Source organism: Gracilimonas sp., from assembly GCF_017641085.1.
Lineage (GTDB): Bacteria > Bacteroidota > Rhodothermia > Balneolales > Balneolaceae > Gracilimonas.
In genome coordinates, this window is the sequence record NZ_JAEPPI010000003.1 from 487,328 (window position 1) to 510,800 (window position 23,473).

General features: G+C 43.3%; 19 protein-coding genes. 9 read left to right on the forward strand and 10 right to left on the reverse strand.

Annotated elements, in window-relative coordinates; translation table 11 throughout:
* The first annotated feature begins 163 nt into the window (after positions 1-163).
* The 4 genes from JJ941_RS13135 to yihA all read left to right on the forward strand — a co-directional run bounded on the left by JJ941_RS13135 (position 164) and on the right by yihA (position 5,087).
* Positions 164-586, forward strand: coding sequence for an OsmC family protein (locus JJ941_RS13135; RefSeq protein WP_290966069.1), 423 nt, complete (start codon positions 164-166; stop codon positions 584-586).
* Between the two features lie 153 nt (positions 587-739).
* Positions 740-2,857, forward strand: coding sequence for a tetratricopeptide repeat protein (locus tag JJ941_RS13140; protein WP_290966071.1), 2,118 nt, complete (start codon positions 740-742; stop codon positions 2,855-2,857).
* Positions 2,858-2,988: 131 nt separating this feature from the next.
* Positions 2,989-4,491, forward strand: coding sequence for an amidophosphoribosyltransferase (gene purF, locus JJ941_RS13145; protein ID WP_290966074.1), 1,503 nt, complete (start codon positions 2,989-2,991; stop codon positions 4,489-4,491).
* Positions 4,491-5,087, forward strand: a complete 597-nt coding sequence (yihA, locus tag JJ941_RS13150) for a ribosome biogenesis GTP-binding protein YihA/YsxC (protein ID WP_290966077.1) — start codon at positions 4,491-4,493, stop codon at positions 5,085-5,087. The genes purF and yihA overlap by 1 nt, the downstream gene beginning before the upstream one ends.
* 52 nt (positions 5,088-5,139) lie before the next feature.
* Here yihA and mnmD read toward each other — a convergent pair whose 3' ends face one another.
* Positions 5,140-5,907: a tRNA (5-methylaminomethyl-2-thiouridine)(34)-methyltransferase MnmD gene (gene mnmD / locus JJ941_RS13155; RefSeq protein WP_290966080.1), complete on the reverse strand. Its 768-nt coding sequence runs from the start codon at positions 5,905-5,907 to the stop codon at positions 5,140-5,142.
* Between the two features lie 51 nt (positions 5,908-5,958).
* Complete coding sequence (locus JJ941_RS13160) at positions 5,959-7,215, reverse strand: hypothetical protein (protein WP_290966082.1); 1,257 nt, start codon at positions 7,213-7,215, stop codon at positions 5,959-5,961.
* 110 nt (positions 7,216-7,325) lie between these two features.
* Here JJ941_RS13160 and JJ941_RS13165 point away from each other — a divergent pair, with 110 nt between their 5' ends.
* Both JJ941_RS13165 and JJ941_RS13170 read left to right on the forward strand, forming a co-directional pair.
* On the forward strand, positions 7,326-8,510 hold the full coding sequence (locus tag JJ941_RS13165) for a M20 family metallopeptidase (protein WP_290966084.1): 1,185 nt from the start codon (positions 7,326-7,328) through the stop codon (positions 8,508-8,510).
* Positions 8,507-9,613 carry an FAD-dependent oxidoreductase gene (locus JJ941_RS13170; RefSeq protein WP_290966087.1) on the forward strand — a complete coding sequence of 369 codons (1,107 nt, stop codon included), beginning with the start codon at positions 8,507-8,509 and terminating at the stop codon, positions 9,611-9,613. The genes JJ941_RS13165 and JJ941_RS13170 overlap by 4 nt, the downstream gene beginning before the upstream one ends.
* A 34-nt stretch (positions 9,614-9,647) precedes the next feature.
* Here JJ941_RS13170 and JJ941_RS13175 read toward each other — a convergent pair whose 3' ends face one another.
* Together JJ941_RS13175 and umuD are read right to left on the reverse strand one after the other, a co-directional pair.
* The gene (locus JJ941_RS13175; protein ID WP_290966089.1) at positions 9,648-10,982 is read right to left on the reverse strand and encodes a Y-family DNA polymerase; all 1,335 of its coding nucleotides are present in this window, start codon (positions 10,980-10,982) and stop codon (positions 9,648-9,650) included.
* Positions 10,979-11,413: a translesion error-prone DNA polymerase V autoproteolytic subunit gene (gene umuD / locus JJ941_RS13180; RefSeq protein ID WP_255135258.1), complete on the reverse strand. Its 435-nt coding sequence runs from the start codon at positions 11,411-11,413 to the stop codon at positions 10,979-10,981. The genes JJ941_RS13175 and umuD overlap by 4 nt, the downstream gene beginning before the upstream one ends.
* A gap of 133 nt (positions 11,414-11,546) precedes the next feature.
* Between umuD and JJ941_RS13185 the strand changes: the two genes are divergently transcribed.
* Positions 11,547-12,014: a sterol desaturase family protein gene (locus JJ941_RS13185; protein ID WP_290966094.1), complete on the forward strand. Its 468-nt coding sequence runs from the start codon at positions 11,547-11,549 to the stop codon at positions 12,012-12,014.
* A gap of 125 nt (positions 12,015-12,139) precedes the next feature.
* On the opposite strand, the gene JJ941_RS13190 is transcribed toward JJ941_RS13185, so the two are convergent.
* Positions 12,140-12,715 carry a DinB family protein gene (locus JJ941_RS13190; protein WP_290966096.1) on the reverse strand — a complete coding sequence of 192 codons (576 nt, stop codon included), beginning with the start codon at positions 12,713-12,715 and terminating at the stop codon, positions 12,140-12,142.
* A 109-nt stretch (positions 12,716-12,824) separates the two neighbouring features.
* On the opposite strand from JJ941_RS13190, the gene JJ941_RS13195 reads away from it, so the two are divergent.
* Positions 12,825-15,572: a prolyl oligopeptidase family serine peptidase gene (locus JJ941_RS13195; protein WP_290966099.1), complete on the forward strand. Its 2,748-nt coding sequence runs from the start codon at positions 12,825-12,827 to the stop codon at positions 15,570-15,572.
* Between the two features lie 41 nt (positions 15,573-15,613).
* On the opposite strand, the gene JJ941_RS13200 is transcribed toward JJ941_RS13195, so the two are convergent.
* Genes JJ941_RS13200 through JJ941_RS13210 form a run of 3 tightly spaced genes read right to left on the reverse strand, consistent with a single transcriptional unit; the run spans position 15,614 to position 18,848 of the window.
* Positions 15,614-16,288: an HD domain-containing protein gene (locus tag JJ941_RS13200; RefSeq protein WP_290966102.1), complete on the reverse strand. Its 675-nt coding sequence runs from the start codon at positions 16,286-16,288 to the stop codon at positions 15,614-15,616.
* Positions 16,273-17,391 (reverse strand): glycoside hydrolase family 3 N-terminal domain-containing protein, encoded by a 1,119-nt coding sequence (locus JJ941_RS13205; protein WP_290966105.1) that lies wholly within the window; start codon positions 17,389-17,391, stop codon positions 16,273-16,275. The genes JJ941_RS13200 and JJ941_RS13205 overlap by 16 nt, the downstream gene beginning before the upstream one ends.
* Entirely contained in the window at positions 17,391-18,848 is a 1,458-nt protein-coding gene (locus tag JJ941_RS13210; protein WP_290966107.1) for a TlpA disulfide reductase family protein, read from the reverse strand. The genes JJ941_RS13205 and JJ941_RS13210 overlap by 1 nt, the downstream gene beginning before the upstream one ends.
* A gap of 310 nt (positions 18,849-19,158) precedes the next feature.
* Here JJ941_RS13210 and JJ941_RS13215 point away from each other — a divergent pair, with 310 nt between their 5' ends.
* Positions 19,159-19,902: a tetratricopeptide repeat protein gene (locus JJ941_RS13215; RefSeq protein ID WP_290966110.1), complete on the forward strand. Its 744-nt coding sequence runs from the start codon at positions 19,159-19,161 to the stop codon at positions 19,900-19,902.
* A gap of 113 nt (positions 19,903-20,015) precedes the next feature.
* Here JJ941_RS13215 and JJ941_RS13220 read toward each other — a convergent pair whose 3' ends face one another.
* Together JJ941_RS13220 and JJ941_RS13225 are read right to left on the reverse strand one after the other, a co-directional pair.
* Entirely contained in the window at positions 20,016-23,096 is a 3,081-nt protein-coding gene (locus tag JJ941_RS13220; RefSeq protein WP_290966113.1) for a CHAT domain-containing protein, read from the reverse strand.
* Between the two features lie 45 nt (positions 23,097-23,141).
* Positions 23,142-23,330, reverse strand: a complete 189-nt coding sequence (locus JJ941_RS13225; RefSeq protein ID WP_290966116.1) for a hypothetical protein — start codon at positions 23,328-23,330, stop codon at positions 23,142-23,144.
* Between the last annotated feature and the right edge of the window lie 143 nt (positions 23,331-23,473).

Here is a 23,473-nt window from a genome sequence, read left to right on the forward strand (position 1 = left end):
CGGGTCGACTTCAGTTGGGGTCGCCCAAAGAGTAGAGCGCCACAATGCCGGCTGGTCACGATCCACTAAATCGGGGATTCCGTGGGTGATTAAATATGTGGAATGTAATCCATTTTTAAGCTGTTCAGATTATTGACTTACAATCAAAACTAATTCAATTATTATGCCAACAAAAAGAGCAGAAGCAGTTTGGAATGGAAATTTGAAATCCGGAAACGGTACAATGAAAGTAGGGAGTGGCTCCTATGAAGGTGCATACAGTTTCGCTACCCGTTTTGAAGATAAATCAGGTTCTAACCCGGAAGAATTAATTGGGGCCGCTCATGCAGGATGCTTTTCGATGGCATTGTCAAATGAGCTGGATAAAGCTGGTTTCACACCAAATTCTGTACAGACAAATGCAGAAGTAACGATTGATCCTGGTGCCGGCGCTATTACCACTATCAAATTGACATCAAAGGGTAATGTGCCCAATATAGATAACGATAAATTTCAGGAAATTGCTGAGGCAGCGAAGAAAGGCTGCCCCGTATCTAAAGCACTCAGTGGTGTAACTATCGAACTGGATGCCACGCTTGAAAACTAACAGGTAGACAGAAAGAAGTATCTTTACAAAACCCGCTTTTAGGCGGGTTTTTTTATATGACAATTTTTTTCATTTACTTCAGCTTCTGCATGGGCCGATAAACACATAAGGCAATAGTTTTTACTATTATCAGTAACTTTTTTTCTAATGATTATGCTTTCAAAAGTTTATCTATTATTCACTTTTTCCTTCATAATTGCAGCGCTTCAACCTGTTTACGCTCTTCAAGATGCGAATATTAGCAGTGAAAGTGACAGCACTCGTGTGCTCCGGTGGCTTACTGAGGCAGAGTCAGATCTTGAGCAAGGTAATTTATCGGAAGCTCGCAGAAAGACCCGGCGAGCGGATAGCCTGTCTGATGAATTACAGTTCCAAAAAGGGAAAGCACTATCCAGCCTCCGTTACGCTGATATCCTGATTAATGAACAACGACAAGATTCGGCTATCGTTGTTTTAAATGAGGCCATCAAAAAATATCCCGACAGCAATTTAAGAGTGAATTTCAACAACCTGCTTGCGGTTGCCTATTCGTACAAGGGGGAAGATGCGAAAGCCATCGAAACTTATGAAGAAGGCCTTAAGTATGTATCTCGGTTAGATAGTGCAAAAATTGACCGAACCAATGCGGGTATTCGCCAAAATATGGCAAATGCTTATCTCGATTTGGGGCAAACTACCCGGGCGTTTGAGTACTACCTTGATGCAGTTCGCTTTGCTGAAATGACCCGTGACACAACTTTCTGGGCCACAACACTCAATAACATCGGTAATGCCTATAATTCTGAAGAGAATTATGAGCGAGCAGCGTTCTATCTTGAAAAAGCGATGACTCTTTCTGAGCAGAAAAACCTTATACCTGAGCTGTACCGAACTACTCTGAATCTTGCAAATACCCGTAACGGACAGGAAAGGCTTAAGGAAGCTTTAGACTTATATAACGAGGCTCTGGAACTGAATAATCAAATCCGCCCGGATTCTCCTCCTGTAATTGTGCTGTATAATCTTGGTAGACTGAATGGGAAGTTGGGCAATTATGAGCAGGCAGAAGCTCAGTTTCGTGAATCACTTGCTTATTCTCAGCAGCTCGGCATCATACAGGGCGAATACTATAATAATTTCGGCCTTGGTAACTTATACAGAGAAATGGAGCGCTACGAAGAGGCCATTCAATACTTTGAAAATGCAAAAGATATAGCAGAAAGGCTGGGCGCCACACCATTTATGCAGGATATTCGGGAAAAACTCTATGAAACCAATCGGGAAGCAAACCGTTTCGAGGAGGCCCTTCTGTATTTGGAGTTGTACAAAGAATTGTCGGATAGCCTTACGAGTATCGAGAAAGAACAAGCACTCGCAGAACTTGAGAATCAACTTGAGCTGGATCGGCAAAATGAGGTAAACCGGTTATTGCAGGATAAACAGGCTCAGCAGGAGAGGCAATTACAGGTGCAATACATATTTATTGTTGTGGGTTCGCTGGTGATAGCTTTGATTGTGGTGCTGCTATTTATGATGCGTAAAAGTGCCCGCGAACGGGAAGAAATAAACACAGTGCTGGAAGCGCAAAAAGAGGAGCTTATAGAGGCTAGCAAGGCAAAAGACAAGTTATTTGCCATTATAGCTCATGACCTGCGCACACCTATGAGTTCCATGCAGGGCATTCTCCACCTTCTTAAAGGCAATGTGATTTCAAATGAGGAACTTACTCAGCTGATTCCCGAGCTTGAGATGTCCATTCAAAAGAATGTGCATGTAATGGAAGACCTGCTTGCATGGGCCAAAGATCAGCTATCAGGGGTGAAAATGGAAATCAGTGCTATCAACATCCATAATGTTGTGGATGAGATTGTGTCGAGCCATACTTTTATAGCGAACAAAAAGGGGGTGGAGGTACATCACCATATTTCGGAAGACGAGCATGTATTGGCTGATCAGAATGCCCTGCAATTGGTCGTTCGCAATGTAGTCTCCAATAGTATAAAATTTACAGGCAAAGGTGATGAAATAGAGATTAAGGCTGAGCCTGATTCCCAGAATGTGAAGATTATTATCAGAGATACCGGCATCGGAATAACCAAGGAGGCAGCTGGTAAAGTATTTTCAAAAGAATCATGGACAAGAGAAGGTACCAATAAAGAAAAGGGCACCGGTTTTGGGTTGAGCCTTTCTAAGGAATTTGTAGAGCGTATGAACGGGAAAATCTGGTTTGAAAGCACAGAAGGCGAAGGGTCTACCTTTTACATTGAATTGCCTAAAGCTTCATCAAACTAAAGAGAAAAGTTCACACCATAAACTGATGTGAACAATCTGTAGATAACTTCTGTGAGTTCTAATTCCCGAAACCCCGAATCATTTCTTATCTTTAACACTTACTTAATCACTTATTATCTGGAGCTTTGAATATGAGCGACAAGCCTCGCGAATATTGCGGAATCTACGGTATCTATAATCATCCCGATGCAGCCCTTCATACCTACTATGGTTTGCACGCTTTACAGCACCGGGGACAGGAATCGGCCGGAATAGTTACTTCTTATTTTGATGACGACAAAGGCCGGTACTCTATGCCCGCTTATAAAGACTTTGGCTTGGTACTGAATGTGTTCAGCAAATCCAAGGTATTTAAGAAAATATTGAGAGGTAAAAATGCCATTGGCCATAACCGCTACTCTACCTCAGGCTCTTCCAAAAATCCCGCGAATATCCAGCCATTTCGGGTGCATTACCGGAATGGAAACCTGGCCATCGGTCACAATGGGAATCTTTCCAATGCCAAACAAATCCGAGAGCGGTTCCGCAAAGAAGGCGTCCTTTTTCAAAGTACCTCTGATACCGAATTAATTCTGCACCTTATTTCGCATAGTGATAAGGAAGACCAGATGGATCAGATTATGGACGCACTCGAACAAATTGAGGGAGCCTACTGTCTGGTTATTCTTACTGATGACAAACTGATCGCCGTCAGAGACCCCAACGGATTCCGGCCTCTTGCCTTGGGTAAAGTGGATGGTGCATACTGCGTGTCCAGCGAAACCTGCGCTTTTGATATTAACAATGCCGAATACATTCGGGATGTGCAGCCCGGCGAAGTGATTGTGATTGACAAGGATGCCGACGAAAACAACGAACCGAAGTCCTATTTTATATCTCCTCAAGAGGGAACGGGTACCAGTCAGTGCATTTTTGAGTACGTGTACTTCTCTCGTCCTGACAGTAAGATTTTTGGTGAGATGGTTGATAAGATCCGGCGTAATCTTGGTAAACAGTTGGCCAAAGAGCATCCACTAACTGATATCGTGAAGAATAACACAACGGGTAAGAAACCGGTTATTATATCGGTACCCGATTCAAGTAACACTGCCGCTCTTGGGTATGCCAGCGAAAGCAACAAATTAGGTAACGATTGTAAGTATGATATCGGACTGATTCGAAACCATTATGTGGGCCGGACTTTTATCTCACCGGGCCAGAAATCCCGCGAACAGAAAGTACGAACCAAGTTCAATCCCGTTCGGGGAGTGATTGAGGGACGGGTTGTTATTATTGTGGATGACTCGATTGTGCGGGGAACAACCTCCCGTTACCTGGTTGATATGATCAGAGAATGTAATCCGGCTGAAATCCATTTCCTGGTGAGTTCACCGCCAATTATCAGTCCTTGTTACTACGGGATGGACTTTCCTACTCCCAATGAGTTGATAGCTAATAAATTTGACCGTAATATCGAGAAAATGGCCAAAGAAATTGGGGTGGACAGCCTCCGGTATTTATCAGCAGACGGACTTGTTGACGCCGTTAAAGAAGCAAATCCTTCCGGTCATGATTACTGCACGGCTTGTTTTACGGGTAATTACCCGGTGCCGGTCAATTTTGGCGTTGAGAAAGAAGAAAACGAGTTGGTTTGATGTTTAACGCCCAGCCCAAATTTATTACCAGCGCCACAAAACTTGAAGAATGTCCACCGGCGAGCTTACCTGAAGTATGTTTTGCAGGCCGGTCTAACGTAGGGAAATCTTCGCTGATTAACGCCCTTCTGAAAAAGAAGAATATAGCACGGACATCAAATGTGCCGGGCAAAACACAGCAGATGAATTACTATAAAATTGGGAATGAGTTTTTTATGGTTGATCTGCCCGGCTATGGATATGCCAAAGTTCCCAAAAAAGAACGGGAACGTTGGGGTAAAAGCATCCGCAATTATTTGTTGGATCGTGAGTCGCTGAGTCTGATTCTGCACGTTGTGGATGTGCGGCATGAACCCAGCCAGCTTGATGAAGATTTTTTCTACTGGATGGCGATGAATGAAAAGCCGTTTTCAGTGGTGTTATCTAAATCAGATAAAATCTCCCGAAATAAAGTGAACCAGTCGAAAGCAAGGGTACGGCGTATCCTTAAAGAGATGAATATTGAGATTCCGATTTTACCGTATTCATCAGATTCCAGGGAGGGTGTTCCGGAGATAAAAGACCTAATCACCGAATTTGTTAATCATTCCAAATAGAACCCGGTTTCATCCCTTCCATAAATAGATGATTTTGGCTCTAAATTTCGGGTTAGTCGAAATCCCCGGTGTTGTAGCGTTCAGCTAATCTCTCTTCGTTAACCCTTTTGAACCCCGCCAGTGCTTCCCCGGAAAGTGAAGCAACCGTCATTTCCCTTTTACCCAAAGCGCCTTGTGAACGAGCAACGTTCCACCCGGCAGCGCACATGGCTCCCCGGGCTTTTGAAGCTGCGCAATATGTGGCGAGAACCGCTTCCTTTTTAGAGTATGAAGCCAGCCGTTCAAAGGCGTGGCGGGTCCAAAGTTCTTCATTTACTTCGGGCGAAAAGGGGTCGTGAAAGATAAAATCGGCTTGCACATTCTCCGGAGAAAAATCCTCAAACTTTCCATAAAAGAGATTCAACGTTGCACTTAAGCCTGGCAATGGGTGAAGTTTATTCAGACCTGGTTTTAGTCCATCAAAAATGCCCGGTAGCAGATCATTGAGTTCAGGGTGTTTAAGATGTTCTTTGAAGTTGAACTCAGATGCGGTGCTCCGGTCAACCGGAAAAGCCTCCACCGACCAAAAAACTACGGGTATATTAAGTTCTTTCTGTTTAAGGATATCAAGCAACAGCAGGAAACTGAGTCCGGTGCCAAATCCAATTTCTAAAATGGTTAATGAATCAGCTGTATCCAGGCATGAAAGCAATCCCGGTGTTTCAAAAAAAACATGCAGGCTTTCTGATGCCGCTCCATTCGGGTTATGATAAAATTGTTCAAAACTATCTGAATAGAGAGTCGAAGAGCCGTCTTTGGTCTGGTGAACTGTAGGTGTCATAACTCCAAAGATAACGCATCAGCCATCATATAGAAAACAGGCTGAAGGATCTCAGTTTGATTGCTTTAGAATCACTTTTCCATAACTGGTTTTTGCAGAAATGGAGTTTACCCCGGATCCGATCTTACCGTTGGCAGATCCTGAGGATTGTGTTCCTGTAAAATTGAGAGTGTTATCGATCTCTACCTTGTTCCCGGATAAATCAAACCTAGCATTGGTTGATGGAGGAACAAGGATAGATATGGTGCCGGCACCGGTGTTTGCCTGTGATGAATTTTGAAGATCCACAAAGTGAAGCTCAATATTACCGCCATTTGTCTGTGCCCGTACAGAACCGGATAGTTCTTCAGCTACTAAATTTCCGCCGGAAGTTTTCATTAATACAGAACCGACAATATTCTGAGCCTTTATATGTCCGCCAAGAGAGCTTAAGTGAAGTTTCCCTTCTGAATTGTTTACCGTGATATGCCCTCCGCTGGTTTTGGCACTTATATCTCCTGTTACATTTGTAAGATTAATGTGCCCGCCCCTGGTCTCATACACTTGTTCTCCGGTTACATTATCTGAGGTTATATGCCCGGCTTGTGTTATGGAAGAAACCTTCATGGTTTCCGGGATAATCAATGTGGCCTGTAAATGAATGTTCTGATCTTTCGATAAAGCTCTTAGGCTGCTGATTTCAAAGTTCGCACTGCCTGAGTTAATGTTAGATGAAGTGTTAATCCTCGACTCAAGGTCTGCCTTGGTTGAAACTTGTCCTGAAGCTTCAATAGTAAATTTAATCTGATTGCCCTGACCGCCTTTAATTGTGACAGAGCCAAAGGGAAGTTTAATATTGGTAAGCTTTACGTTTGAAGCATCATACTCTTTCACATAAGCAAAAACACCGGGTGAAACTACCATCCAGTTTCCAGGGCTTGCCGCCATTTCTTTGTTAATGGATACAATTCCCTCTTCACGATTTATATCAACATTGATGCCTTCCTGCTCCAGTTCTTCCAGGGCTTGGTTGATCTCAGCTTCAATCTCTTCCTGAATTTCGACAGGCAAGAAATTGGTGATATTCTTGAGGTTTTTGAGATTCTTCAGGTTCTCGAGGTTCTTCAGATTCTCTAAATTTTCAAGATTCTCGAGTTTCTTAAGTTCAACTACATGCAGCTTTTCACCATCTATGTTTATGCGAATGCTATCGCTTGCAAAGGCTGTTCGTTTGGACTTTTCAGGTTCAGAGTGCTGCCCTACGATGTATAAGGCAATACCTACAAAAAAAAGGCCGGCTAATATTATTTCCCAGGATGTTCTCTTCATGTGTCCTTCTGTTTTTATGACCTGTCAAGGTACGATTCGCTGCTGTAAAGGTTACGTTGAATCAGATAATATCCTTATCATCAGCTAACGTTTGAATTCAAAGAATACGCATGCATTCCCAAATTAAACAACTCACTGATAAATATATTCAGTACGCGGTCGAAACGCGCAGATATTTACACCGACATCCGGAGGTCAGTTATAAGGAATTTGAAACCACAAAGTTCATTAAATCTGAGTTGGAGAAAACCGGCATTCCGTTTGAAACTCCCCTTGAAACAGGTTGCGTGGGGATAATAGAAGGGGGTAGAAAATCAGACCGTGTGATTGCTCTTCGGGCAGATATTGATGCGCTGGCCATGGAGGAAAATGGGGAAGCAAAAAAAGATTTTATATCCCAAAATCCGGGAGCAGCACACTGTTGCGGTCACGACGCTCACACTTCCAACTTACTGACAGCTGCTAAAATTTTGAAGGAGCTTCAGGCTGAAATTGAAGGAAAAGTACTGCTTGTATTTCAACCGGGGGAGGAGAAGCTGCCCGGAGGTGGGAGGCTTTTAAGTGAAACCGGTTTCCTTCAAGATCAGGGAGTGCAGGCCATCTATGGTTTACATACTTCTCCAATGCACAAGCCCGGGACTATAGCAACCAAGGTTGGCCCGTTGATGGCAGCACCCGATGAATTCGAAGTTGAAATTATAGGTAAAGGCGGGCATGCAGCCCGGGCACACGAAGCGATTGACCCGGTGGTTTTATCCGCCCAATATATCAACGCGGTTCAAACCATAGCCAGCCGAAGCGTGGACCCAACCGAACCGGTAGTGGTAACGGTAGGTAGAGTTGAGGGGGGAACGGCCCATAACATTATCCCCGAGAAAGTAAAACTTTGGGGAACAGCCAGAACGCTGACGGTTGAAACTGCAGACTTAGTTCATAACCGATTGGAAGCGTTGGTAAAAGGAATCACGGAATCGGCCGGGGGTAGCTACAAGTTTCAATTGAACAAAGGATATCCGCCGGTGATAAATACAGAGAAAGAAGCCCGAACTGTACTTGAGACTATGTCCGGTTTGTTTGGTGAAGAATCGGCTATAGAATTAAAACGGCCCATCATGGCCGGAGAAGATTTTGCATTCTATCAGGAGCATTTCCCCGGAGCGTTCTTTTTTGTGGGAAGTGGAAGCGAAGAATCCGATTCCAAATATCCATGGCATCATCCAAAATATAATGTTGATGACCGGTTTTTTGAGGTTGCAACTCCACTCATGGCTTCTTTAGTTTTTACCCACAAATGATACAGGCAGAACGATCTTATTGGGAATCCGAACTATATGGCCGGAAGTTCGACTTAATTGTGCTGGGTGCCGGCCTGACGGGACAGTCTATCGCTCATTTCTTTAAAAAAAATAACCCGGCCAAAAAAGTGCTGGTAGTGGATCGTGGATTCTATCCCATCGGCGCCAGTACCAGAAATGCCGGTTTCGCATGCTTCGGTTCGGTGACCGAACACATGGCTGACATGGAGATTGAGGAAGAGAGTAAGATTATCGACCGCATCCGGAGAAGAATACATGGATTGGGATTACTGCGCCAGACTCTGGGTGATAAAAACATTGGTTACCGGGAACCCGGGGCTTATGAAATTTTCACTGATGCCCGGGTTTATGAACAGGCTTTAGAGCATCTCGATATTTGTAACCGGTGGCTGAGGGAAGCGGCCGGATTAGAGGAGGTCTATCAAAAGTGCGAGCATAATGGATTTCCGGCAATTAGTATAAAACAGGAAGGTTGTCTGCACCCCGGTAAAATGATGCGGACTCTTTATGAAAAGAATCTGGCAGCGGGTGTTGAATTCAGGTGGCAGTCGCAGGCAGAAAGTATGGATCAGGACAATGGAGTGCTGATTTTGGAAAATGGAATTGAGCTTAAAGGCGAGCAGCTGGCTGTAGCTACTAACTCATTCACATCAACCCTTCTCGATGATATTGATATAAAGCCCGGCCGTGGATTCGTGTTTGTGACAAAACCCATATCGGATCTACAGTGGAAAGGCACTTATCACTTTGACTGTGGCTACTATTATTTCCGGGGAGTGGAAGGGGATCGGTTTCTCCTCGGGGGAGCCCGAAGTTTAGACATTGATGTTGAAACAACAACTGAGTTTGGGACGAACCAAAAAATAAAAAAAAGCCTTATATCATTCGCAAACGATGTTTTAAGGCTTCCCGAGGGTTGGGAGATTGATACGGAATGGTCGGGAATTATGGGTTTCACGAGCACCAAAAGCCCAATGTTACAGCGCATCAATGGTAAGACATTGGTGGTAGCCGGCCTCAGTGGAATGGGAGTGGCTTTAGGTATGCAGCTGGGCAAAGAAGCCGCAGAAGTGATGAAGTGACCAAAAAAATATCACTATATCACCCCATCACTATTCACTTCGTTTTAGCCGTCATGATATCTTTCCATTCTGTGGTATATCTTTTACTCAGATAATTTTGATTCATTTTCCAATTTGCCTCTTCGCTGTTTTTTCGATGTTGCCCCGTTGCGGCAAAGGCAGCGGTGTTCCTGCCGTGGCGTGTGTTAATCTGATCTATGCAATTCATTAAGTGAAACTGCTTTTGCGTATATAATTCGGGATCAAATAAGTCCATTTGTACTTCGCTGTGGGGTACAATCCCGGTTAACATTACCGCTGCTTTTTTGTACTTGGTGTCCGGTTCGAATACCGATTTTGAAATGGCCATTCCGGCTTGAATCATAGTTGGGGTGTGAGCGGTAGGAACCTGGAAAAAGTGGCCGCCACCATATTTATACTTACCCTTCAGGTTGTCGTAGCGGTCTCCAATCAGTGTAACATGCATGCAGGATGCCACGCTTTTCTGGGCACGCAGCTTTTCACCGGCACGACTTATGTACGTGGCTACCGCTTCCTGAATGGGTTCCAGGTTGTACAGGGGCTTCCCAAACATGCGGGAGGTAAGAATGCCTTTACGGGAATCGAGAGCATCACTTAGTTTCATGCAGGGGAGTCCGTTGAGCTCCAGCACCGTTCGGAGTCCCGTCACATTCAGGTGCTTTCGGACCCATCGTTTATAATCGACTTTCTGTTTAAGATCGTAGGCGGTCTTTACGTCAAACCGGTTTAAGCGGATCGTGAGTCCATGCCCGATTCCCCACACTTTTTGCAACGGCATGTTTTTCAGGATTTGATCTGCGACGGGGTTATCACATAAGCTCAGAACACCATTATAAACGGCATTTCTCTTCGCTGTTTCATTAGCGATTTTGGCCAGTGTTTTACTCGGGGCAATACCTACGGAAACCGGAATTCCCGTCCACCGATAAACAGTTTCCTTAATGTGACGCCCATACTCCTCTAAATCAGAAAAGGTGTTGGTGGAAACTTCCGCAAATGCTTCATCAATACTGTACACCTCAATATCGTGTGTGAGGTGTCGCAAGGTTTCCATGACCCGGTTCGACATATCTCCATACAGTGGATAGTTCGAAGAACGGACGGTCACATTCTTTTCCCTGAAATATGTACGGTACTTAAATTCCGGTGCCCCCATCGGGATGTCGAGGGCTTTAGCCTCCTCGGATCGGGCAATTACGCAGCCGTCATTATTGGAGAGTATTACAATCGGCTTACCTTCCAGAGAAGGGTTGAACGCGCGTTCGCACGAGGCATAAAAGTTATTACAGTCAATCATTGCATAAGCAATGGAGCTTCGGTTATTGAAATTCTCGAGGTTCAGGATCATACTTCATAACGGTGAATGACGTGAGTGATTACTCCCCAAATGAGCCAGTTGGTATCGGGGTGAATGGTGATCGGTTCAAACCGGGAATCATCAGAAATTAAAAATAGCCGCGACCCTCTCTTAACCAGCCTTCTGATTACGGGCTCCTCTTCGATCGCGGCTATCACAATATTTCCATCTGATGGATGTACGGATCGGTCCACCACAAGGATGTCTCCATCCTGCACCCCCGATGCCTTCATCGCGTTTCCTTCAGCTCGCACATAAAACGTGGCGGCAGGGCGATGCACAATCAATTCTTCCAGGTCCAGCGGTTTTTGGAGATGATCGGCCGCCGGAGATACAAATCCGGTCTCCGCTTTTTGCGAAAGTTTTACCTCGTTTCGCTGTTTTTTGGCCGACCCTCCCTGGTAAATTTTTAGTCCCTCCATACGCACCTCTTTGCTTACATATATTATATGTGTAAAATATGTGTATCACTGGAAAGAGTAAACTATTATCTCAAAAATTTAGTTTGCTAATCGGAAATCAGGATACAATATTAGCGTAAATCAAAAGGGCAGTATGGATTGGCTTTACTTAATCGGATTTATAGGCGTGGGTTTCGCGGGGATGGAAATTGTTTCGTATTGTGTGCACCGGTGGTTATTTCACGGGATTCTATGGAACATTCACGAGTCGCATCACAAACCGAACCATGGATTGTTTGAACTGAATGACATTTTTTCGCTGTTTTTTGCCGGTGTTTCCATTTGGTTGATGGTAGATGGGTCCACCACTATGTTTACGTCGCCGGCATTCGGGATTGGGGCAGGTGTTGCGGTTTACGGAGTGTTGTATTTTATCATTCACGACCTCTTTGCTCATAAAAGATTTGTGCCCTTCAGCAGTGATAATAAAATTATGAAGCTGATCCGGCGGGCTCACCAAAGGCACCATCAGGATGTGGGCAAAGAGGGGCATGAGCCGTATGGACTGTTTCTCTTTCCTTATGATGAATACCCGGAGCGGAAGCGCAAGTTTGACCGGTAATGAACATTAGAATTCCCCAGGGCTGAACCCCATAATTGTAACGGAAAAGATCTGTATAACAATGATGTGCCGGATTTAATGCACCATGTATTCCGGTTCACAAGCCCGCCGTTTATGGCTGCGGCTTAACCTACAGTAAACTGCTCTTTCAAGGCTTTCATCTGCTTAAAATGTCTGCGTTGGTGGGCATCCTGAACGCCAAAGCAGGCTGTCAAAGACATGGGCACAAATTTGATAATAGGATTGCGGGTTTTTATCCGGTCCAGATTTAGCTGTTCCAACTTGGCTTTTTTGATTAAGTGAATGAATTCGTCTTGAAGGGCAAGAAAATCAGACAGTACTTCTTCCCGATTAATCTCATCCACATTTTTCGGTTCAAAAGGTTTAACGGTAGGGACTGCACGGTTGTATTGAGGACTTACAATATGTATAAACCACCGAAAGAGGAAGTTGGGGGCAAAGGGCTCACCGCCTTTCGCTAAATCTTCATCCGGCCTGTTGAGTCCTTTTTTGATTTGCGGCAAATATTCATTTCCGGCCTGTAATAGATGGTTCAATATTTCGCCCATGCACCATTTATCTTCATTCGGCTTGCGTAGAAATACATCATTATCTACGCTTTGAAGTAGATCTTCGGCCGTTATTTTTGCCTGTTCAAAAGCACCTGAAAAATAATCATAGGTGTAGGATGAGTTTTTCATATCAGAAAAGTTATTGAGGTAAAAGATTCCAAAACAAACAGATTTAGGATTTCATCTGATGCCGGAATCCACTTTATTTGGAACATCAATTTCATCAAAGTATAGAATCATGCATTCACAAAAAAATCGTTTGTTTCTCATTGTAATTGCCGCTCTTCTTTTTCCGGTTTGGGCTACGGCTCAGGGGGTTTTGAGTTTCGAAGATGTTATGAAATTCGAAGACATCGGCTCCATAGAACTGTCAGCAAATGGCGACTGGGTTGCTTATGAAGTGTGGCCCGATCGTGGTGATGGCCGGGTGGAGGTGAAAAGCACAAACGGACGGAATACCTACTCTATCACTTTAGGTGCATCGCCCGAAATCACACAAAACGGGACCTGGGTAGCTGCTTTCCGGAAGGTACCCCTGGCGGAAGAACTTAAATCCGACAAGAATAAACCGAAACAAGGGCTGTCTTTACTTTCCACAAGCGATGGCTCGATCACGGAGTTTGACAGTGTTCGTTCTTTTGCTTTTTCAGAAGATGGAAGCTGGCTTGCCATTCAGCATCATCAGTCTAAAGAAGTGGAAGACCTCAAATCAGGGAATAAGAAGTTAGGTACAGAGGTTACGCTCTGGAACACCGAATCAGGCTCTGCTTTCTCTTTACCGTTTGTACGGGAAATGGAGTTCGACAGCCTTTCCAATTACCTGGCCTATTCTGTGGTGGATACCTCTGACGGTGAAAACGGACTGTATGTTTTTAATTTAAATGATCAGGATTCCCGGGCTATTGACCTGGTGGAAAACGGATTATACGGAAACCTGACCTGGGACTATGACCTGCAAAAACTGGCATTCACCAAAGCTACGTATGACACTTCCTTTGTTGAAAGTAATGCTTCGGTTCATATCTGGAATGCACAAAATGAGGAGTTGTCCACGCTGCTGAATGCCGAAGCCGGGAACGAGGGATATGTGTTGCGATCTAACAACGAACTCACTTTTACTAATGATGGGCAACGACTGTTTTTTGGCTTTATGAATGCCGAAATGGCGGCGCTGGATACCAGGAAAGATGATGCTGAAGATGATGAAATAGATATCTACGACGTGGATGATATCATTGAAGATCGAGGGCTGGATATCTGGCATGGAGATGACCCCCGAATCAAAACGCATGAAAAAGTTTCCTGGAATGCCACAAGAAATCATTTGTACATGGCGGTGTATCATCTTGATAAAGAAGAGTGGGTGCAGCTGGCTGATCATGAAATGCCGGAAATTGATATAGCTCATAACCCAAATGTGGTATTGGGAAGTTCTCAGGTTCCGTACATGAAAGAAATGACCTGGGAAGGTTTTTTCAACGATTGGTACTATGTAAATCTGGAAACCGGAAAGCGTACGTTGATTGGGAAGAAATTTTCGGAAGGGGTTAGCCTTTCGCCTGGCGGTACGTTTGCAGCATTTTATGTGAACAAGCACTGGAATCTGCTTGATATCGAAAAGGGGGTAACCCGGAATATTACCGCAAACCTGGAAGTGCCATTCTATAACGAAGATCATGACTACCCATCCCGGGTGCCCGATTACGGTATCGCCGGTTGGGTTGAAGATGATCGTGCTGTAATGATTTATGACAAGTACGACATCTGGAGATTTCCAACCGATTTCAGTGAGCCCGTCTCTATTACCGATGGGGCCGGCCGGGAAGCCAAACGGATTTTCCGCATAGAAAGAATGGATAAGGATTGGGGGGAACCGTATGCCAATAATGAGGAGTTATTGCTGACTTCCTATCACGACCTGAAGAAGAATTTCGGATTTTACTCAGCTAAAGTGAATCGAACAGGTGTCAGTCGGCTACTGGAAGAGGATAAGAAATTTACTTTTGTGGATAAAGCGGAGGATGCGAATACGATATTGTACAAACGGGAAGCCTACGATGAATTTCCCAATATCTGGGTAGCTAACAACCGGCAGTTTAAACGAAAAAGTAAGCTGACCAATCTTCATGAAGACCTCCATAAAAAATGGAATTGGGGGAAAGCTGAGCTCATCGACTGGTTAAGCTTGGATGGAAAGTATATTCAGGGTGTGGTCATTAAGCCGGATAATTATGATCCTGATAAGCGGTATCCGATTATGACGTATTACTATCGGTTTTTTACCGATCGCTTGCATGATTTCAATGAGCCGAAGACCAATCACCGCCCGGTTTTTGCTCAATATGTGAGTGACGAATACGTCGTTTTTCTTCCTGATATTCGTTTTGAAATTGGTCGTCCGGGCTTTGCGGCAACCAAGAGTCTGGTGCCCGGCATACAGAAATTGATTGAGATGGGTATCGCTGATGAGGATAAGCTTGGTCTTCATGGCCATTCCTGGAGTGGTTACCAAACGGCCTTTATGGTTACCCAAACCGATATTTTTGATGCCGCTGTTTCCGGTGCACCGGTAAGTAATATGACCAGTGCGTATAGTGGTATCCGCTGGGGATCAGGGCTTGCACGGCAGTTTCAATACGAACGAACTCAAAGCCGGATTGGTCAAAGCCTGATAGAAGCTCCTGAAAAATACATTGAAAACTCACCGGTGTTTTTTGCGGATAAAATCACCACTCCGATGCTCATCATGCACGGAGATGCTGATGGCGCCGTTCCGTGGTATCAAAGTATTGAGATGTATCTGGCTATGCGACGCTACAACAAGGATGTAGTATTTCTTCAGTATCATGATGAACCGCATCATCCTCAAAAATTTTCCAATAAACTGGATTACGCTATTCGGATGAAAGAGTATTTCGACTATTATCTGAAAGGGGAAGGGGAACCGGAATGGATTATAAAAGGAGAAGCATACATGGGAGATTAGAAATTTGAAATTATGAATGTTGGATTACAGTGATTCAACAGTCATAATTCAAAATCTCCGCCCCATTCAGAAATGAATTGATCAACGAATTCTTTCATAAACTGATGGCGCTTTTCCGCTTCTTTTCTTCCGGCTTGGGTGTTCATCCGGTCTTTAAGCAGAAACAGCTTCTCATAAAAATGATTGAGGGTTGGTCCGGTGCTTTTCTTGTAGGCTTCAAAACTACTGTGGCTCTCAGGCTTAATTTCCGGGTTGTATAGTTCGCGGCCTTTATATCCGCCATAAGCAAAAGCCCTCGCAATCCCGATGGCGCCTAAAGCATCCAGCCGGTCAGCATCCTGCACTACTTTCCCTTCGATAGTATCCATCTTCGTTTCAACTTCAGCGCCTTTAAAGGATACATCACGGATGATGATGCATACCCGGTTGATGATGGATTCTTCCACACCAATATTTTCCAGCCAATTTCGGGCAGTGGCCGGCCCGATTTCCTCATCCCCGTCATGAAACTTATGATCAGCAATGTCATGCAGTAAGGCTGCCAGTTCCACGATAAAAAGATCAGCATCTTCAATCTTTGCCAGCTGAAGTGCCGTGTTTCTTACCCGGTGTATGTGCCACCAATCGTGACCGGTTCCTTCACCCTGCAATTTCTTTCTTACGTACTCTTCTGTTTTTTCAATGATTTCTGAATCCATGGTCAAAAATTCATGCATGAACAAAGTCCTTCAATTACATTTATTTTGAGGGAGTCGATTCGGGAAAGAGAAGCTTCCACGTTTTCCTTTTCTATTTTTCCCTCTCGCAGCAGTTGTTGGATGATGCCTATTGCCCGTTTAGCTATTTGTTCATCATAAGCGTGATTATTGCCCAAAACCAGTATATCTACCCCTGCATTAATGGCCTGTTGAAGGGCATTTTCCAGGCTGTACTTGCTGGTGATGATGGGTTTTTGAAGATCATCAGAAAGTATAACACCATCATAACCGAGGGAATCACGAAGTAATCCTGTGATCGTTTTTTCGGACAGGGTTCCGGGCCATACGGAATCAATATTGGCATTGAAGCTGTGTGCGGTCATGATTCCCCAAACGTCCCGATCTGATGAAAGAAGGGCACGATAAGGCTGCAGGAAATCATCCGTCCAAACATCAGTTACGTCATTTATCGAATCCGAGGGGTGATAATCGCTGCTGTAACCCGGAAAATACTTGGGTACGCTGAAGAGTAATTCCTTGTCATATTCGTCAAGAATGTGGCTCGCTTGCTGCGTTACCACATCGGGATCAGAAGAAATAATCTCCGGATTTGGTGCTTGATTTGAGGGGGGCTGTAAATCCAAACGAGGATTGAAATTGGTGTTGAGGCTAAGAACCGTAAATTCCTGAGCATATTTCCTGGAATAAGAAACGGACGATGCTGAATCCTGAAGAAAACCTTCTTTTAATTCCTCTGAGTCATTATATAAACTATTGAGCGGTGACTGGAAGCCGCCATCCTGATGAACAGCGATTATTGGTGAAATGGGAGCGTATGCAATCAGATCGCTGGAAAGTTTGAGCAGTTGGTCTTGCGACTCAATATTTCTCCCAAAACTCTCAAGTTCATAATCATAGTCATACAGAACGACCCCGCCGATATTTAACTCCTTCAGATCTTTTACTATCGGGTGATTGTCGTCAATTTCTGTACCACGGAAACCCACAACAAGCATTTGTCCCAGTCTTTTTGAATCGATGACTTCTTCTTGTTGTGGGGCCTTTTGCTGGCACCCTGTGAGTGTGGACAGGATTATCAGAATGGGGAAAAGTCGGATCATCAGTTCATTTGGTTTTTATATTCGGATAGTAAACTGTCTAAAACAGGTATGAAATTAAAGGAGGGACGAACATCGTTATATCGGGCAATTTCCCCATTCGGATCAACTAAAATATAGAACGGAATTCCACCCCCTTTATAGGCTTTGAAGGTCTTTTCATCAAACCCATTGCCTCCGTAAAGCTGAACCCATGGGAGTTCCAGTCGCTTAATATCCTGCACCCAAACCAAGCTGTCGGCTTCGTTGGAAATCCCGATGATTTCGAGTTCATCACGTGAGTAATTGGCGTAGATGTCTTTCATGTAGGAAAACTCTTCCAGGCAAGGCTGGCACCATCCCGCCCAAAAATCGAGCAGTACAAACTTACCCCGGTAATCTTTCATAGTATGGATATTTCCATCTATATCTGGCAGGGAAAACGGAACTGCCGGCTGGCCCGGGGAAACTGATTTGATTTCATTGTAGAAGTAAGTGAGAAATTCTGTGTACTCAGGATAACCAGAAAACTCTTCCAGGTAGGCTTCATAACTTGGAGTTGCCGATTCCAAATCCTGCTCTCCAATTCGTTCTGCAACCAGATACATTCGGGCGTGAGCCATTGCATCACGACTTTCTATATGGTCTAACACCTGAAGGCGTTTCTCATTCAGTTCCTCATAGGCCAATCGTTTGATATCGTATTCAGACAAATCTTGCCCGTAAGCAGACTTAACGCTGTCGTAAATGCCAAAAGTGCGAGCGTAATAGTGGGCAAAGTCACGTATTCCTGCTCGCTGGGCCTTCAGTGATTCTATGGTGAAAAAATTGAGGGAATCGGCCAAAGAAAAAACGTGCTCTCTGGCAGAATCAGCATCAAAACTTTCATTGAACCGCTGATTGTATTCAATAGACCGGACAGCAAATACAAGGTGCTCGCCGATTGCTTTCAGGTAATAATCATGCAGTGGCGTGCCGGAAAGGTGCTTTTCAGCAATTTGGTATTTTCTTTCACTCAGCTTAAGCAGGGTGTTTTCTTCTCCAACCTTAATCTTTTCTTCCTCAAGGGGAATTTGTGTCTCGATTTCTTCAGTCTCAGTCAGGTAGCGATTATATCGTTCACCCCAAGATTCGGGATAGCCTTCCACGCGTACATTTTCAGGGAATGCAGCGCGCTGTATGGTAATTTCTAAATCAGCTTCGGGGGATAAGACAAGGGGATAGGATTCATCGTTTATCTGCAAAGTGCGAAGGTGCCGGGAGGATACAGGAGTGGTAAACGAAAAAGAGCCTTGATCGGATACTTTCAGGGTATCTCTTATCATCGGGGAATATTTGTAATGAACAGGTTGTTGCTGAATGATGAGGTCGGCATCCCCGAGGTAATCGATGCTTCCCTGTATGGTTACTTGGTTATTCCCACAGGAGACAAAGACAAGTGCAATGATTGTTAAATATTTGAATGGATTGGCAGAGGGCATGGAAGTCCAATAATTAAAATCGTTTAATATTCTTACTGATTAAGGAAAATACTGTAACATTATTGTGTGAGATACTCTTCTAAATAAAAGAAGTAAAGAGCGAAATAACTTTTTTAAAAAAAAATTGAAAAAAATGTGTAACAAAGGACGATCAACTTACTCTTGTCAGAGATAATTTGATATGGGTAGTACAAATGACGGCAATTACGTGCTATATGAGGTATAAAGGCGGTAAATTTTCGAGTTATTTGTTGTTGAACGTTTCATTATCACATCACAGTTAGTAATCACAACTATTATAATAACGAAAATGATAGAAAGTAAGATTAATAAAGAATTAGAGAGGAAGATTGATCTGTATGTAAACGGTCGGCTTGATGCTGAGCAGGTTGATGAATTGTGGTCTGAGCTTATTCAGGATGAATATTACATGGACTATATGAAAAGCGTTGCCAACTTAAAGGCCGTTATCGACCGTAAGCAAGCAGCAAAACCATCTTCCAAAGTACACTCTTTCCGAAAAGTTGCCCAATATGCTGCGGCAGCTGCTGTAATTTTGATAGCATCGGTAGTAGGGGTGTTAAATATGAATCCTTCCGGTGACTTCTCGGTAAGCCCGATAGCACAGATTGGATTAGATGTTGTTAGGGATGCTGAAGGGGTTTCTGCTACTGTTACCAGCGATGTAATTCGAAGAGCTATTCGTTTGGCTACCGATGGGGAGGTTCAGGAAGCGATTTCATTACTCCAATCCGAACTGGAAGAAGTCAAAGAGCCACAACTAAAAGCTGAAATTGCACTGAGTTTAGGTTCAATTCAGTATAACAACGGCAATTATTCATCCTCTATCGAAAATTTCAAAATAGTTACTGCGCAAGAAAACATAGAAGTACTTACTCTTGAAAAAGGCTACTGGTTTTTAGGTAACACGTATTTCCAATTAGATCGTCTTGAGGAAGCGGGAGATGCCTTCCAAAAAGCCTATGAACTCAATGGCGCTTACAGCCGAGTCGCAAAAACATATGTGGATGCGCTGGAAAACGTGAGCAGATAACAAAAAACTTGTTAATGACCCTTTATAATTAGAAAAAGCTACTAAATAAAAAAGGCACTTGCATATAATGTAAGCGCCTTTTTTATGTTCAGAAGTAAACATAAGTTTACTGATTAACCGCTGCTCTCTTTTCTGTAAGTGATAAATCCGGTTAGCAGACCTGTAAGAGCTAACAGAGAAAAAATTAGGCCGGCATTTGTTGATTTGTTTGTAACCGGCGAAGGATTCCCGATCATCATATAGGCTCCCCAAAAATGCGGATTGGCATTGGCTCTTTTCAATTGGTTGAGTTTTGCTTGCCTGATAGCTTCACTTTTAGTTTCACCTTCATTCAGTAGATCATAAAAGTCGGTAGCAAACTCTGAGGCTACTTTATCATTTACTGACCAGAGGTTCAAAGCCAAGCTTTTAGCGCCGGCATACCTGAGGGCACGACTAATCCCCATAATACCGCTTCCCTGAATGTAACTCCCGGATCCGGAACTGCACGAATTCAGCATAATGAATTCACTGTTCAACGGGGTATCAAACAATTCATAGGCATACAGAGCCTGATCGGACTGTAAGGTATCGGAGTCAGAAGAATTCTTTAAGTAAATGGTGGAGAATAGAGGGTCTTTCTCAGAGACTTCGCTATGCGTGGCAACATGTACCAGCCGGGAAGTGCCTACTTTTTGCTTGAAAATATCTTTAGTGGCAGCATCACCGGTAAATACTTTTTTGTTATTGAAGGATGAAAGTACATTCGTGATGTTGTTTGTTTCTACGGTGGCATAAGGCAGAGATGGTAAATTTGTGCCTTTAAAATTCTGAAAGTCTGAAATGGCAAAGCCTGAAAAGTCAGTTTCTGTAGAGGCAGAAAAAGTACGCCGGTTGCTGTCAAATTCTTTCAGTGATGTAAAATAGCGGAAGTGATAATCTTCAATTAAGTACCGGGTACTGCCAAAACTGATCGGTGAATCTGGTTTTTCAGTGGGCAGAACCTCCAGGGGAATTCGGTAGAGGTAATTATCAGGCACAACCGAAATCTGTTTAATCTGACTCGGGATATCCTTCAGGTCCAGAATCTCGTGAAGCCGGTAAAGCTCAAGCAGGTTTGTGTTTCCTGATGCCAGGTTATCTCCAATTTGAGAAAATAAAGCCTGGCGCTGCTTATCAAAGGTGTAATATTTTATCCTGATTTGGGAGGAAGTCAGGTAACTGACATACAGTTTTGTGCCCACTTCGGTGAAATGAAGCAACAACTCATCTTCATTTAAAGAACGTTGGATTGACCAAATCGGGGGCAAAGGCTCTTCTTTGTCCAGATTTACATCTGCCAGAATTTGATTCCTTACAGCAGAAATACGATCGATTTGAGTGTTTATTTGAAACCGCTCTTCCTGAGTTGCATTCAGGTATTTTTTTCTAAGAGACTGAATACGCTGGTTTAATCTTTTTTCTTCAGCCAATTCCTCTTCAGTAAGCTTGGCTGCTTTAACTAAAGGACTGTTATAGAGCGTAGCGTCATTGATGGTTTTTAGCCGGTCTAAAATTTCCAGTGCTTCGGGGCTTCTGTTATTATCAATAAGCAATTCGACAATTAGCTCAAAAGCATCCAGGTATTCATCCTCTACCGACCAGTACCCTTCCTGTGTGTCGGTATTATTCTTGGCGCGGTCAATCACCTGATCAATGACGGGTAAGAGATTATCTATAGCGGCTCTGTCGTTGCCAGATAAACTAAAGTAGTTCGACTTGACGGTTTGGTATTTAACAGATAATTGAAAATCCATGTTCTCAAGCGAATAGAGCTGTATATCTTCCAGGTTTTTGGCGGCATCTTTGATTTTATTCTGCTTTAAATCAATAGCTGTAAGATTGACTACGGCATCTAAATAATCAGGAGTATCTGAACGGGAAAGGGTTAGTTGCTTTACGTTTTGAAATGTTTGTCTCGCTTCTGTAAGAGAGTCAATTTTGCTCAAAATGGATCCCTTCTCGACAAGCAAATCGATGTAGGTTTCGTAATTCTTCTCGGCTGAAAATATTTGAGAAGCAGTACTTAAATTAGCCAGTGATTTCTCTGCATCTTTATAGTTGTTCCAATAAAAAGAACCTAAGTAGAAATCGATTAATGCCAATTCGATTGTGTCCTGATTTTCAATCGCTACTTCGCGAGCCTTTTCAATGTAATTCAGAGCCGTATTTACATCGTTGATGGAACTGTAGTAGATAAATAAATTTCGGTAGATTTTTAACCGGGTTGTATATTCCTCTATTTCTTGATCTAAAGCTCGTAATTGAAAGGAAATATACTTATTGGATTGACCAAGCTTTAAATAAGTTGCTCCTAAGTTGGTGAAAAGAGAGTATTGTTCTTCTAAGGTCTCTGACTCATTATAGAGCTCTTCATAAATGACTTTCGCCGCTTGATACTTCCCTAAAGAAATTAAGTAGGCTCCTTGCCTTACTTTGATGGAATTTATTTCAGTTTTATTTCCAATAAACATTGCAAGCGGTAAAGAATAATTCCGCTGAAGTTGTAGGGATTTATCATATTTTCCATAGATATAAAAAGTGTAATCAAAAGCACCTAACAGCTTTAATCTATGGATTGAATTTGGCAACCAATTCTGGTTAACAAATTTCTCATAATTTTCTTGAATTACGCCGTACCTGTCAAGTATATAAGCAGTACGAATGACGTTGGAGAGAACGATAGCGAATTCGAGCCCATTGTTTGATGGTTCTGAATTTATATAACCCAGCCAGTTCTCTAATGCGTTTTTTAAATAATTTGTGGAATAATAATTATGGAAATCATTCTCCATCAAAAGTCGAAAATGAATTAAGGGATGTTCATCATAGCCGATGATTGCAGTGGAGACCGTATCTTCACTGTTTATAATTTGCTTAAAGAGATCCGATTCTGTTTTATCCCAAAAAGATTGACTGAGTTCATCCAACTCGTCACAAGAAATTTTATCATAGAACGAAGCTTTTTCAGCCAGGCTTTGTACTGATGATTTTACTATATCAAGCCCCTCACAATTAAGTGAAGCAATCTCGTGAATGGCCCAGCTGTTTAAGCTTACATTTTGACCTTTCTCGATGTTGGAAACATACGCAGCTATCTGTGTCTCGGTTTTTTTGACATAGGTAGTGTCAGAAGAAAAGGGAGCTAAAAAAAGTATTAAATAAAGTAGGATCACAACTAATCATATTATTGAAGTCTTAATGTAAGGAAATCCACTTTATTACCAAGGTTTTTCAACAATAGGCTTCACATCTGCTCCGCCGGAGAACACGCCGTTGTCGGTGGTAGTGGTTTCAATGGCCGGCTGGCTGGAGAGTTCGTCGTTGAGGGAGGCGTCGGTAACCGAAGCACATCCGAACGACAGAGAAACGATAGCGATGAGGGCGAAAAGAGATTTAACAGATTTCATAACAGTAATGGGTTTGTAGTTGATTGAGTTAAGTGGTTATTGGGTGGTGGTGACTACCAGGGTTTTTCAACAATAGGCTTCACATCTGCTCCGCCGGAGAACACGCCGTTGTCGGTGGTAGTGGTTTCAATGGCCGGCTGGCT